The organism is Exiguobacterium sp. s89, from assembly GCF_018617735.1.
In the GTDB taxonomy this organism is placed as follows: Bacteria; Bacillota; Bacilli; order Exiguobacteriales; family Exiguobacteriaceae; genus Exiguobacterium; species Exiguobacterium marinum.
The window spans coordinates 408,754-423,438 of the sequence record NZ_JACSKS010000002.1; the positions used below are offsets into that span (position 1 = coordinate 408,754).

Below are 14,685 nucleotides of genomic sequence, written 5' to 3' on the forward strand. Positions count from 1 at the left end.
AGGTCCCTTCCGAGAAGGCGGCCTTTTTTTGGTATGTTCTTTGAGGCGAATCTCCTTGTTTCACGTTTGTGATGTCTGCAAACAAAGACGCAGGAGGAAACGCACATGAAACGATGGTTATCCATGGTCTTGACCATATTGCTCGTCATGCAGCCGTTCGCTGTCTCGCGAATGGCGTATGCGGAAGGGGACCCGGTCATCACGGACCCGCAGCCACCGGACAACCCGGTCATGACGATCACCGACAATATTTTGAAATCGTACACGATTCGGACGACGACAACGGAAAACGTTGAGGTGAGTACGGTCACGCCCGATTCGATCGTCGAGATCAACTACAACTGGTCGATCTCGAACGGGCACAGTTATACGGACGGGTCGATGTTCACGTTCCAGATGCCAAGTGAGTTAAGGGTGTATGACGCGGTCACGAACGCACCGCTCAACTTCAACGGGCAGTCGATGGGGACATACTCTCTCGCCCTTGACGGGACGGCGACGATGAGATTTAACGACAACGTCTACAAATACTCAAACATCGAAGGGACGATTCAAGCCCTGACACAAGTGAAAGAGACGACCGAGATCTCCGAAGAACGGACGGTCACGATCACCCCAATCGAAAACCAGCTCTCGCAAACGTTACCGGTCGGATTGAAAAGTCCAGGGAAAGACATCACGAAAGCCGGTGTCGCCGACCGACCGTACAACCCGAGCTCGATCGAATGGACGGTCGAGTTGAACAAAGGGCTGAAACAGATTGAGGATGCCCGCTGGACGGACGTGATCCCTGCAGGTCTGGCGTATCGCGCCGACAGCATGGAAGTGACGCGGCTCGTCATGGCGATGAACGGGAATGTCATCCGTGAAGAACCGGTGACGGGGCTCACGGTCGACACGACGGACGGTCTCGCCATCGACTTCGGGACGATCCAAAACGCTTATCGCCTCACCTTTATCACGGATATACTCAATGAAGAGGTGGCGACGTTCAACAACGTCACGAACCTCGAAGGGACGTCCTTCGATAAAGCAACGGCCTCGGCGACGGTTGCTGTCGGACGAGGGACGGAGCTCGAGAAGCGGACGGACGGCTATGACGATGTCACCCAGACAATCACGTGGGAGTCAGACATCAACTTCCGTCAACGGAATATGGGCTCGCTCACGGTAAAGGACTTGTTCACCGACACCCATCAATTGATCAATCTCACGTTATATGAGGTGACACTCGATGGGGACGGAAAGATCGCGAATCGGGTAGCCGTTCCCGTGACACCAAGCAAAATCACGGATACGGGACTTGAAGGATTCACGTTCGACCTGCCGAAGAACGGGACGGCGTATCAGCTCGTGTATGAAACACAAGCGAAAAACCGTATCGTCTCCTCGGGCAGTGTGACGAACACGATCGAAGTGAACGGCTGGAAGAAGTCGGCGACCCAGTCAATCGGGCAAGCCGTCTTACGAAAGACGCACAAGGCACCCGATTATGCGGCAGAAACGATCGAGTGGACGCTCGAGTTGAACCGGGACAAACGCGTGATGAACGATGTCATCATCACGGACACGTTCCCGAACGAGGGCTTGACGTTTATCGAGGACTCGCTGTCGATCAGCGGATTGACGAAAGGGACGGACTACACGGTCACGCCTGACGCGAACGGCTTCACCATCCGTTTCAACATACAATTGACCGATACACATGACATCACGTATGAAACGACGTTCGATTACCGCGAGCGTCTGGACGCGAACAATACGAGCTTCGTCAACGAGGCGACCGTCGACTGGGTCGATGAATCATCGAACGGACGCACGGTGACGACGACGGATTCCGTCGAGCCGGCATCGAACACGCGCAACAACGGATTCAAAGGCGGCACGTATAACGCCGTCACGAAAGACATCACTTGGAAAATCGGGATCAACTACCACGAGTATGCGACGACGAACATGACCGTCACCGACACGTGGGAAGGGACGCAAGTACCGGACAAGGATTCCTTCACCGTCGCCAAGATGACGCGCGGAAGTGGGGCGAACGCCTACTCGGTCGATGCGACCCCGATCCCGGCGTCCGCGTATAACGTCGTGTGGAGTGACACAGGCTTCGTCTTGACGTTCAACGACCCGACGAGTGACGCGTACGTCATCACGTACGACACGAACATCGACAACACAAAAATCGCGCCGTCCTATAAAAACACGGCCGTGGTCACGGACGGAGCGACCGAGCTCGGCAACTTGCCGGCGACGGTGACGATTCGTCACGGTGGCGAATATAACGAGAAACGAGGCGTTCAACAAGGAAAGCTCATCGCCTGGACGATCGACATCAATTTCGGACAATCATCGTTACAAAACGTCGTCATTCGTGACGTCCCCTCGAACAATCAGGACATCCTGCTTGATTCGTTGAGCGTCTATGAGACGACGGTCGCCGCGAACGGTACGGTGACGAAGGCAGGGAAGCTGTCGACGGATTCGTACACGGTCAGAGCGATCCAAGAGATGGGCGAGTTCGAACTATCGTTCAACGCCCCGATTGATCGCCCGTACATTTTAGAATATGACTCATATATCTTGGCCGCGGTCGGGACGGATATCACGAACGACGTCTATGTGACGGCGGACGAGGTATCCGAGAACACGACGACGAAACAATCGAAGGTCCGAGTCGCCCGTACGTCCGGAATGGGGACGGCGAGCGGAGAACTCGGCGAATTGACGATTACGAAGACGGACGAGTTGAGCGAGAAGAACTTGAGCGGGGCCTCGTTCGACTTAATCGACACCGGTAGCGGACGTACCGTCCGTCGCGGCACGACAGGAACCGATGGGACCTTGACGTTCGGTCGCCTCCTTTATGGGGACTATCGTCTAGTCGAGACGAAAGCGCCGGACGGTTACTTGATCGCGACGGCATCCCGAAATATCACCATCGCGAAAGTGAAAGAAGCGACGACCGTCAAAAACGACACGATCCGCCAAGACGTCGAATTGATGAAGACGTCGACTTCCGGCAAGGTACTCGAAGGAGCGGAATTCAGTTTATATAATGCCGCCGATACGCTCGTCAGCGAAGGGCTCGTGACAAACAAGGACGGCAAGATCACCGTGAAAGGTCTCGAGCCGGGCATGTATTACTTCGTTGAGACGAAGGCGCCGACGGATCATCTCCTCGATGCGAAGAAGCATGGCTTCTCCATCGTGAAAGACCAATTGACGACAACGACAGTCGGTGTACAGAACCAGCCGTTCAAGTCAATCGAAGTGACGAAAGTCGACTGGAAGACGGGCTTGGCGCTCCCAGGTGCCGTCTTTGACTTGAAAGACATGAACGGAAACACGCTCCGCACGGGGCTCGCGGCCGATGCGTTCGGTGTCCTATTGATTGAGGACCTCGACCTCGGCACGTACCAGCTCGTCGAGACGAAGGCGCCGGACGGATACGTGTTACCTGAAAAGGCGTATACGTTCACGGTGACGCTCGAGAGTGACGCCGTTCAAAAAGACAACGTCAAAAACGAGACGATGAAGCGTGTGAAGTTGACGAAAGTGGATAAAGACACGAACGCCACGCTTCAAGGCGCAGTCTTCACGTTATACAACAGTAAGAACGAAGTCGTCCGTGACGACGTGACGACGGGAGCAGACGGGACGGTCGTCGTCGACCGCCTAGACATCGGTACGTACACATTCGTCGAGAAAACCGCACCGACCGGCTACATCTTAGACAAGACGCCTCATGCGTTCACGGTCGAGTACGGGCAAGACGTCGATGAACAGATCACCATCACGAACGAACAGCAAAAATCGGTCCGTCTCATCAAGACGGACGTGATCAACGGCTCACGCCTCGCAAATGCGACGTTCTCGCTCTATAGACAGGACGGCATCCTCGTCGAGGCGGGCTTGAAGACGGATGCGAACGGGGAGATTTTGGTCGACCGATTGAACCCGGGCGAGTACTACTTCCAAGAGACGGTTGCACCGTCTGGGTACATGCTCGACATGACGGCCCGTCCGTTCACGCTCGTACGCGGGACGAACGACGTCACAGAAGTGATTGCGACGAACGATTCATACAAATCGGTCCGGATGACGAAAGTCGACTCGGAGACGGGCGACCGTCTAGCGGGGGCGACGTTCAATCTCGTCAATTCGTTCGGGACGACGATCCGCGCCGGACTCGTGACGGACGCGACAGGTGAGATTTATGTCGGCGGGCTCACACCGGGCAGCTATGCGTTCGTCGAAACGAAAGCGCCGGACGGTTACTTGCTCGATCCGAAAGAGCACACGTTCAGCGTGGCATCTCGTCAAGCAGAACCGACGACACTCACTGTCACGAACGAACAGAAAAAGTCAGTCCGTCTCACGAAGACGGACGTCACGACGGGCGATGTGCTTCCGGGCGCGACGTTTGACTTGATCGATGCGTCGGGTGACGTCGTCCGTGAAGGACTTGTCACAGATGCGTCTGGAGAGATCTTCGTTCGCGACCTCGAACCGGGCGACTACGCGTTCGTCGAGACGAAGGCGCCGGCAGGTTACATCTTAGATACGGCAAAACATGAGTTCACGCTCACACGCGGAACGAATGAAGTCCTCGCGGTCAATGTGACGAACGACCCGTACAAATCGGTGCGACTCGTCAAGACGGACAGCGAGACCGGTAATGTGTTGGCCGGTGCGACGTTCAAGCTGTTGAACGGTGATAGCGAAGTCGTGAAAGCGGACCTCGTCACGAATGAAGACGGAGAGATTGTCGTCGAGGGGCTCGTTCCAGGCTACTATCAGTTCGTCGAGACGAAGGCACCGAAGGGGTACTTCTTAGATGAGTCACCGTATGCATTCACGTTCGAGCGCGGAGATGTCGAGAAGACGGTCAAGGTAGAGAACGACCGCATCAAGACACTCCTCGTCAAGAAGGTCGACAGTGAGACGGGTGAACCGCTCGAAGGGGCCACGTTCACGTTGACCGATTCAACCGGTAAGGTGATCACTCTCACGACGGATGCGTCGGGTGAAGCGCGCGTGACCGACTTGAGACTCGGCACGTACACGCTCGTGGAAACCGAGGCGCCATGGACAATCCGATTCGAGCGTGGTGGTGCGAACGAACAACAGATCACTGTAGAAAACACAGCAGAGTATTTCGAATTTGAAGAGACAGAAATCCCTGGCGGTGCCGGTGGAGGCGGTTACGATGACGCCGACTCTGAATCGACACTCGGTGCAGGCGGCAGCAAGAAACCGACATTGACGGAGCGACTCCCATTCTTAGGTGGCGAATCGTCGAACGGTTGGTTGATCGGCTTGGTACTTCTAGCCATCGGGATCGGATTCCTGTGGACGACAAGACGGAAGACGGCATAAACATGAAAACAGGTCCTTTACGCGAACATGGCGTAAAGGACCTGTTTGTTTCAAAATGATAGAATGTTATTGTTCCTCTACCCTTTCATGATTAGATATGATTTTAGCATTGATAATACCTAAAAAAATGACTATAAACCAAATCGTATACTTTGTATTCATAAAAGGAGATAAGGTGTCGGAAGTTAAAATTAATCCTAAAGAAGTAAATATCAGTACTAATGAGTCCATCCACACATTAATCTCTTTCAAATAAGGCTTACTGGAAACAAAGTAACTATCAAATATAGAGCCTCTTGGCTGTACATATAACTTTCTAAATCTATTTTGTCCAATTTTATTGAGGGAAATGGAGTGTGCTACTCCTTTTACGATAACTATAAAGACTGAAATGAGAAATTGAACGACTGCTGAAAAATAATCTCTTGAAGAGTTTGAAAAATAAAATCTTAAAAATAATAGATTGTGGACAGCTCCGAGTAAAAAAAGTATTGTGTATTTGGTATTCTCAATATTAATATTTTGAAACACTATCCTCAAAAAAATACCGAATGATTCAATAGTAAAAAAAATGATGGGGGTACTCATATAAATTATTCTTAAAGGCCATTCAAGAAAGTTATTTGGGATGGGATTTGTAAAGTAGTAAAAAATATATAAATTAAAAATAAGGTTAACCGAAACTAATCCACTCATAAGTATGGAGATGGACAAGCGCCTAAAAACATGAAAAAAAACTATCTTGTTTTTACTAAGTTTTTTCCAGTCTGAAATAAATGAAGTCGCTATGATTTCGACATATAGCATTAAAAAAGTAATAAACGATGCAAATATGCCGATTAACACAATTGTCGAAAGAATGCTCATGGAATTCTAACTCCTTAAAATGAAATAGCTTGAAACCCGATAGAATGGGGAATCAAGCTATTTTTTAATAGCTACAATAAATAAAGTGTAAAGGCATTATAAAATAAAGGTGAAAGTAGTTTATAGACATCAAGTTATTTAGCTTTGGCATAGCCTAGATATTACATCGGCACACTGATCTGTCTCGTCTCTTTATTCGAGAGCGTGTACGTCACGATATAGTTTGAACCGGATACTTTCACACTCGCCGACCGGATCATCGTCTTCGACTGGTCGAGTCGGATGAGCGTGAGGTAGCGCACGTCTTTCCCGGTGTTATACGAGATGACTTGTGGACGCGGCTTCCACTCGTAATCCTCGACGGCGACGAAACTCGTGCTGTTGCGCATCGATGAATTTTTAAGATTCAGCTGCATGAGCTGGATTGTCCGGTCGTTCGAGTCGCCATAGACGACGTTCTGGGTCGCCATCGAGCTCTGGAGCAGTTTCAATCCTTCCGCAAGATGGAACCGTTGCACGAACTTCTCCTGTGTCGGGGAACTGATCCGGTCATAGACGATGAGCGTCTGCGCCTTGTCATAGACGAGTGTCCGGCGATGGGTCGCCCCTTTGCCGATGAGCTTGCTTTCACCCATCGCGAGGAGTGACGGACCGAGGTTTTTGACGGTGACGATCTTACTCTTCTCGCGCATCGACGTGCTCAAGTCGAGATTCGACCCGTCCCGATGGACCGTATTGTGAGCATCGACCCCGAAGACGCGCTGTCGTTCCGGGCGGTTCGTGTAGCCGTAGCGACCCGTCTCGATGATGAAGTCGCGGCCGAGCCCGTACAGGTCGATGCTCAAATCGTCGGCGTGCTTATGGGCGTTGCTGTGATAGCCCGCCGTCATCATCACTTGCGTCGCCTGATTGAAGGCGCGTGGTGGGGCGGACCAATATTCGCGCATGAAGCTATACTGCGTGCTGATTTTCTTCGCTTTGAGCGGTGGACGTGACCCTTCCTTCCCTCCCGAGACCGCATAGGCGAGCTGTGGGAAGTCTTCGATATGCGGGATGATCGACGTCGTGCGTCGTGCCCCGGACGTGTCCCCGAAGATTGGGAGCGTCCCGTTCGGCTTCACCATATACGTCAGCTGTTTCGGCATATATTCGACGCGGTTCATGCTCGACGGGAGCGTGAAGCGGTTCTCGTCCGCCCAGATTACGAAGCGGTCGAGCACGTGATACATATACGCCTGATAGCCTGGTGAATGCTCGAGATGGACGGCGTCCGACGTGATGCTGTGGCGGATCTGTTTGTCGAGCCGGCTGTCAGCGACGGTTTTCCATCTCGCGCTTTGGTCGAACTGCGGGAACGTCTGCGCGATCGCCGTGAGTGCCATGTCCTGGAACACCCCGTGGTTATGTTCATACTTATAAAAACTCGATGTCGCGAGCAGTGTGCCGTGCTCATGGATTGTCCGCAACATGAGTCCCGTGAACGACGTGTCTTTATAGAGGGACGACGACTTATACGCGTCCCAGAAGTTCAACAAATGGAACGTGCGGACCGATGTGCCGTGGTCGTTATACGGCCAGCGATACTGTTTGTAGTTGGCGACGGGGTGGGCTTTCGTCCAACTCTTCACGATACGCATCCCGTATTTCAAATATGCGGTGTCGTTTGTCGCATTGTAGGCTTGCGTCAATTGGTTCAATACCGTCAAATAGTGGATTTGGAACGGATACGAGTTGCTTGAGGAACTCGGGATGTCTCGATGCCAATCGAACGTGTCGATGTTCGGGACCGACAATTGATAAGGGTTTGACGGGATTGACCAATCCCCGCGAAGGGCCCGGTTCGCATTGTCGATCGCCCTCGCTTCGGTGAGACGTTCATATTCATAAGGGACATGCGGTGCCATCTGTCGCATGTATTCGTGGGTGAGTCGTGCTGTCCCGCTCGATGTTAAGTTTGAACGGGTGATGGCGTCAGCGAGTAAGAGCTTCGCCTGACTCTTCTTTATGTAGACCTTCTTCCCACCGCTTAGGGCGACATAGTACCAGCCGGACGTACTGATCGCCGCATAGCGTTTCGTCGTCGAATAGGTCGCCACTTTCGTCAGCTTCCCGCTTTTCATCTCATAGACGATGGCGTTCGGGACAGAGCGGATGTGGAACGGGTTCGTCGCAGCCTGAGCGGAGTCGGTCGGGGTGACAGATCCCCACGCGCCGATCAAGACGAGGACGAGTAAGATTCGTTTCATAGATACACCTCAAAAATTGGATTTACTTCTTTTTCAAAGTATACCATGAGGTGTGCTTATTTCCTTAATTTTCTATATTTTTAATTTCGAATAGGGAATGTATTTAACCTGTCAAAAAAATAGACTACCGAGACGGGAATTAGATCGAGGTGATAAAGTGACTCAGTGAGGACGGTCTAAAGCGTACAGATTGTGAAGGGGGGAAATACATTGAAACATGTCAGCTTGTTCCTACTACTTTTCTTTATTACTGCGATGTTTGTTTATGTTGTATCTTTGACAGCCCCGCAACTTCTCGTGCCAATCGTGTATCTTGCGATTGCCGCATTGATTGGAATCATCGGATATCTATTGAAGGTATTTGTGATGAAAAGATGATCAAAAATCCGGTCGCTCGTGGACCGGATTTTTTATGTTCCTGTATTCATTCCAACGTCAGTCGCTCCACCGCATCCCGCAGATGGTCCTCGCGCACACGGATATAGCGCCGGGTCGTCTTCGGCTCGCTATGGCCGAGCAGTTCGGACAACGTTGTCTCCTTGACGCCCTTGTCATAGAGATGTGACGTGAAGGCGTGCCGGAGCGTATGCGACGTGACGGATGTACCGAGCACGTCTTCGGCGGCACGTTTCAGGTGACGGTTGATCGTCGTCTTGCAGATGAGCTCGCCGCGGGCACTCGGGAAGACATATGGTGAATCGATGCATCGGCGCTCTTCCTCGAGGTACGTCGTCATCATCGCATGAGCCGCATCGTTCAGTGGGACCTTGCGCGGTTTCCCCGTCTTCGATTCGTGGATGTACAGGAGACGCGCATTCAAATCGATGGCATCAAGTGTCAGTTGCCTTACCTCGTTGATGCGCATCCCCGTATGCAACTGGAGCGTCAAAAAGGTTCGGTACAGCGGGACGTCGATTGCATCGATGACTCGGTGTAAGTCGCTTGGTGTTGGGACGTCCGAAGGTGTCCGTTCCGTCACTTTCACGCGAAGTTGATGAAACGGATTGTGCATGACGAGCTGCTCGGTGATGGCCCAGTCATACAAACCGCGGAGTGCGCTCAAGTAATTGTTGATTGTCACCGGTTGACATCCTTCGGAGCGAAGGGCATTGATATACGGCATGACGTCCTGTCTCGTCTTGAAGTCATCGAGGGTTCGGTTCTGTCCCATGATTCTTTCGAAACGGGCGAACTTATAGGTCGCCTGACTGACCGTGTTGTCCGATTTTCCGGTCATGCGTAAGTAGTGGACGTGTTGATCGACAGCGTCTTTCATGTGTAGGGTCATCTTCATTCTCCTCTTACTCGTTGTCCTCACGAAGCATCCGCTGGAGTTCGGCCTTGTAGGCACGGAGGCGGCTCGGGGAGTATCCGAGCGATGCTTCGGTTCCGTGAAGCATATGGCAGAGTAAGGTGAAATGACGATTTGGTAAAGTGGAACGCTTGTCGTCTAGCCAGAGGGACAGCGGCACTTCGCTCTTGTCGATTTGCTCGGGGAGTCGTTCACTCGTCACCTCGTGCTGGAGCGTCTTCGCCTGCTTGGCACGCTCGTTTAAAATTGCCCCACGGATGCGGATGAAACAGTAGGTTTTCCCTAGCGTCTTGCCGTCCTGGATGGCTCGCCATAGGGCAATCCGTGCCGTCTGGGCGGCATCGTCGACTTCGTTCGGATGGAGATGGAGTTGGCGGATGACGTAATAGATCATCGGTTCCCACTCTTTGATTTGTTCGTTTGCGTCTGGCATGATGGGCTGCTTTCCCGCGCGCGTCTCAAGTTTCCTAGGTGGTTACAGCATAATGGTTGTTATGCGGTTTTCGCACCTCGCCAACCGTGTCGTTTCGTCAAATCAAATCGGATGTAGCCTCAAAATGCTGTATCCCATTTGCGCCAAGCCTTACGGATCAAAAGCAGGGATTCTCTATAACAACCATTATAGGAGGATGTCCCTCGTTGTTTGAAGGATGTATTCCTATACAACGTAATAAAGAGAGGGGAAATCAATGGTAAATAAGGCTACAAAATTAATTTGCAAATTTGTAGTCATGATTGAAATGGGTTACCATAAAATCAAAGGAGGGTGTCATCGTGAACGCAAACAATATCATTGTGAACAACATACAATCATGGCTAAGGGATAACGGAAAATCGCAACATTGGTTAGCTCAAGAAATCGGGGTCAGCAAGGCGTTGATTGGTCATATGTTGAATGAGAGTCGCGTCATTCAACCAAAACGAATCGTTGATCTTGCGAATGCACTGGGTTTGACGGTCAATGAATTGACATCGGATGCTTCGATGAAGGAAGAACGCATGACGGTCGAATTGCGAGGCACACTGTCAAATCGACGGTCGAAAATGGAACTCGAGCGTTTGAAATTTGCGATAGAAGATTATGTTGGTCTCAAGAGTGAACGACCATGAAGCCATCGGCACGGATTGCGGAAGACACGGCAGAAGCATTCGCGGCAGATTTTTTAGAGCAAGTCATTGACAGTCACGTTTTCATTGGCGCTTACATCGAGCAGGTGTTAGCCAAACGCGCGAACCTCATTTTTCAATATGTCGAGGACGATACCTATTATGGTGTCGCCATCAAACACATGTCTGGAGAAGCGTTCATCGCATTGAACTCTTACCAACCATTACGCATGCGTTACTTTACCGCAGCCCACGAGTTATGGCACTTGTCTGAAGCGAGCAAGTGGCAAATCGATGGATTCGATCACGAACGAGCGGCCGACCGTTTTGCCGCTGCAATCATGCTACCAAAAAGTATGACAAAAGAAATTTGGGAGAAGCTGAAAGACAATCATGATACGAAGACCGCTATCATCTATTTGGCCGATATGGCTCAAGTCCCTTACGTCGCAGTCGTAAGACGACTCCGGGAACTCCATTACCGATTCTCTGATCTGAGTGAACAGGAATCCGACTGGCGCGAAGAACGGAAGCATCTTGGGATTGCCCCGAGTCCATTGGATCAAGCCCAACGTTTCGAATCATTTTCAGCCTATGAACAAGTGGTCGTCAAAGCGCTAGAAGAAGGACGGTTGACACGTTTGAGTGCCGCCAATAAACTCTCTGTTTATCGTCCTGATTTGGCTCGGGCGTTACAGGAAGATGAAGTCAGTCGTCTACAAGAGGACGCTGCCGATGATTAAGGAGCCGGTGTTCATCGATGCGAACATCATCATTCACGCGGCAAGCTTTCAACAAGCCGACGTCTTTGATTGGATCAACAGTTTGTATGGACAAGTTCTGATTCATGTAGAGGTATTGAATGAACTGAAGATATCTTCTGTCAGACAAAGGGTCGATGCGTTTATACAGGACGGTGAGTGGATGTTGTTCGATCCTGAATCGGAAACATCGATTGCGACGGATGAACTCTATGACCTCTATCTCGTTTATCTGACGGAAGTTCGCCATGCGTTTCAACAACTGGACGAAAAGAAAGTCAGGGAAGGCAGACCGCTCAAACATACGAGCGATTTGGGAGAAATCCATAGTCTTGCGGCCGCGCGATTGATCAGCGCTGGCTTGATCTGTAGCGATGACGCGGACATTCGAGAAGTCATCAAAGACGCCGAACTATATATCGTCAATCAGGATGGAGAGGAAACGCTGATTCATCAGCACACACTCATGGATTTTTGTATTCATTTGAGACGATATGAAGTTGTGAGAAGAAGTGAGATTCGAAAGTTTTTCAAATCGATTCGTCCTCGTGATATGAATTTGCTCGATCAATACCTTGATGAACGATAATCATTCAGCAGAATCCAACGCACGTCCGTTTACGACGTAGCTTGGATTCTTTTTTAGTAGACTTTTCTTCTAGCTAACGTGCTATTCCGAACGCCTTATACTAGGAGTCATGAAAATATTTGAACAAAAGGGATATCAAGTCCAAATTTTAGTTGTTTAAACTTTATTTAATGGATATAATTTACAGGATAAAATTAAACAGAAACTGTGAGGAATATCATGAAACCTTTGTATACACGATTGTCGAGCGGCGTGCTGAGCGGGATGCTCCTGTTCGCCCCGGTCACGGCCGAAGCAACGGCAAACTCGGACTTTAACGCCCGTGTCGCCCCTTCGACGACGCTCCATCAAATGAAAGACAAGAAGTTGGTCCCGCTCCAGACGACGAACGCGACGAAAGAATATCGCATCGTCCGCCCGTCCGGCTGGTATTATCTGGCCATGTCTGGCGGCAAACGCATTTACGTCAAGAAGAGTCAAGCCGAGGTCGTCCCGGCCCGCTCGTTGACGAAGTCACGTATCCAATCGGCGACGAACCGTCCGCTCATTCATACATACATGAAAGAGACCGATGCCCACATCCCATACGAGTATGATCGTTTGACGACCGAAGAAGCGAAAATGTATGCGGACCGAGCGCTCGCCGGCAACTGGTACATCCCGGCGGAGCCGAAACAATTGTCGGTGCCAAACATCGACACGTTCAACTGGCATAAGGACGTGCCGGCTGTCGACAACAACTCGTTCCCGTTCCAAATCCACTATATGACGGTGTTGAACCAATTGACGCAGGCGTATAACGACTCAGGCGACCTCGCCTATCTGCAATATGGGGAGCGTCTCGTCAAAAGCTGGACGAAAGCGCATCCGGCCTATAACTACAAGCGACTCAAATGGGGATACAACGACCAGGGGACAGCGCTTCGCGTCTTCCATCTATTGAACTTCTGGGACGTGTACAAACAGACGTCGCTCAACAAGGACCCGGCGTTCACCGAGCTCATCTTGAAGACGCTGTATGAGCACGGCGAAATTTTGGCATCCGCTGACTTCTATAAAAAAGAGCACAACCATGGAATCTTCCAAGACATGGCGCTCACGGCGATCGCACAGACGTTCCCAGAGTTCGACAAGAGCAAGACGTGGCAGTCCGTCGCGAGCTCGCGTCTACAGGCCCAACTCGCTTTCAGCATCTCGCCGGACGGGGTTCATCTCGAACATTCGCCGTACTATCATATATACGTGTATCATACGTTGTCACGGTTTATCGAATGGGCTGACGCCAACGCCTTCGTCTTGCCGTCACGGTCTGGTTATATCGAGAAGATGCCGGACCAGCTCACCTATATGTTGAAGCCGAACCGGACGCTCCCGATTTTCGGCGACACGACCGGCTATTTAAAAGCGATGAACATCATTCCGAATACCGAGAACTATCCGGAACTCTCCTACGCCGTCAGTGGCGGGGCGGAGGGGACGGTGCCGCAACTGTTGACGAAACAACTCGGCGACCAGTACAGCTTCATGCGTGAATATTGGTCACGTCCACCGGAGTCGTTCTCGGGAGCGACCCAAGTGATGATGACGGCGGGGTACCATAGTACCGCCCACAAGCACGCCGATGACTTGAGCATCGACCTGTACGGGCTCGCCCGTGACTTCATCGTCGAGACGGGACGCTTTGGCTACTCGACGGACCCACGACGACGGGAAGTGCTCAAGGTCGAGGCGCACAACACCGTGCACCGCTACGGGGATGGTCTTGACTTGAGTGCGAGTATGGTCGGCAAGAGCCGGATCGTATCGGTCGAGGACAAGGGCGATACGAGTATCGCCATCGGGGAGAGTGCCCTCGTCGGGAAAGGCGCGACCCATCGCCGGACGCTCGTCTATGACAAGGCGAAGACGCTCGTCGTCTACGACAAGATCACTTCTCAGGCCCCGGATATGTTCGTGCAGCGATTCCATCTCGGCGACGGCTTGAAGCCATACGCCGGCTCGACGGACGCGCAGAACGTGACGTTCCGGGATGACAAGCGCCGGACGATCCAGTTGATGCAGCTCGAGACGGACGAAGAGTCGTACATGTCGATTCAGCCGAGTCACTTGTCTGTCCGCAACTTCGAATGGAAGCCGCGTGAACAAGTCGTCTCGATCGAGTATGGGGATGACGTTCGTTACCTCACGCTCATCCGGATTGACCGGACGAGCACGTCGATCGTCGACGCCTCGTTAGCCGAGCAACCGGAGCAATACGTCGTCACGTATACGCTCTCGAACGGCACGACGAATACGATCAACGTACCGAAATGAGCATGGCCCAGCGAAAGCTGGGCTTTTTTGTGTGAACGACTGGGTAACTCTTGAATCCCACCATTTGCTAAGGTAGAATTTTCAAGTATAACAAATGACAAGTGA

At 51.5% G+C, this 14,685-nt stretch carries 10 protein-coding genes; 6 read left to right on the forward strand and 4 right to left on the reverse strand.

All coding sequences use genetic code 11. The annotated features are described in order from the left end of the window. Positions 1 to 105: 105 nt before the first annotated feature. The gene (locus tag KNO96_RS08080) at positions 106 to 5,385 is read left to right on the forward strand and encodes a SpaA isopeptide-forming pilin-related protein (RefSeq protein WP_214703295.1); all 5,280 of its coding nucleotides are present in this window, start codon (positions 106 to 108) and stop codon (positions 5,383 to 5,385) included. 66 nt (positions 5,386 to 5,451) lie between these two features. On the opposite strand, the gene KNO96_RS08085 is transcribed toward KNO96_RS08080, so the two are convergent. Continuing rightward, positions 5,452 to 6,252: a hypothetical protein gene (locus KNO96_RS08085; RefSeq protein ID WP_214703296.1), complete on the reverse strand. Its 801-nt coding sequence runs from the start codon at positions 6,250 to 6,252 to the stop codon at positions 5,452 to 5,454. Between the two features lie 161 nt (positions 6,253 to 6,413). After that, the gene (locus KNO96_RS08090) at positions 6,414 to 8,498 is read right to left on the reverse strand and encodes a heparinase II/III domain-containing protein (RefSeq protein ID WP_214703297.1); all 2,085 of its coding nucleotides are present in this window, start codon (positions 8,496 to 8,498) and stop codon (positions 6,414 to 6,416) included. Positions 8,499 to 8,708: 210 nt separating this feature from the next. On the opposite strand from KNO96_RS08090, the gene KNO96_RS08095 reads away from it, so the two are divergent. Further along, positions 8,709 to 8,876 (forward strand): hypothetical protein, encoded by a 168-nt coding sequence (locus tag KNO96_RS08095; protein ID WP_214703298.1) that lies wholly within the window; start codon positions 8,709 to 8,711, stop codon positions 8,874 to 8,876. 46 nt (positions 8,877 to 8,922) lie between these two features. Here the strand turns inward: KNO96_RS08095 and KNO96_RS08100 are convergent, their stop codons facing one another. Both KNO96_RS08100 and KNO96_RS08105 read right to left on the reverse strand, forming a co-directional pair. Beyond that, complete coding sequence (locus KNO96_RS08100; protein WP_214703299.1) at positions 8,923 to 9,786, reverse strand: tyrosine-type recombinase/integrase; 864 nt, start codon at positions 9,784 to 9,786, stop codon at positions 8,923 to 8,925. A 13-nt stretch (positions 9,787 to 9,799) separates the two neighbouring features. Then, positions 9,800 to 10,243, reverse strand: coding sequence for a sigma factor (locus KNO96_RS08105; protein ID WP_214703300.1), 444 nt, complete (start codon positions 10,241 to 10,243; stop codon positions 9,800 to 9,802). 341 nt (positions 10,244 to 10,584) lie between these two features. Here KNO96_RS08105 and KNO96_RS14420 point away from each other — a divergent pair, with 341 nt between their 5' ends. The 4 genes from KNO96_RS14420 (at position 10,585) to KNO96_RS08125 (ending at position 14,580) form a co-directional block, all read left to right on the forward strand. Then, positions 10,585 to 10,920 (forward strand): helix-turn-helix domain-containing protein, encoded by a 336-nt coding sequence (locus KNO96_RS14420; RefSeq protein WP_214703301.1) that lies wholly within the window; start codon positions 10,585 to 10,587, stop codon positions 10,918 to 10,920. Continuing rightward, on the forward strand, positions 10,917 to 11,660 hold the full coding sequence (locus KNO96_RS08115; RefSeq protein ID WP_214703302.1) for an ImmA/IrrE family metallo-endopeptidase: 744 nt from the start codon (positions 10,917 to 10,919) through the stop codon (positions 11,658 to 11,660). The genes KNO96_RS14420 and KNO96_RS08115 overlap by 4 nt, the downstream gene beginning before the upstream one ends. Next, positions 11,653 to 12,267, forward strand: coding sequence for a hypothetical protein (locus KNO96_RS08120; RefSeq protein WP_214703303.1), 615 nt, complete (start codon positions 11,653 to 11,655; stop codon positions 12,265 to 12,267). The genes KNO96_RS08115 and KNO96_RS08120 overlap by 8 nt, the downstream gene beginning before the upstream one ends. Before the next feature lie 219 nt (positions 12,268 to 12,486). Further along, complete coding sequence (locus KNO96_RS08125) at positions 12,487 to 14,580, forward strand: heparinase II/III family protein (protein WP_214703304.1); 2,094 nt, start codon at positions 12,487 to 12,489, stop codon at positions 14,578 to 14,580. The last annotated feature ends 105 nt before the right edge of the window (positions 14,581 to 14,685 follow it).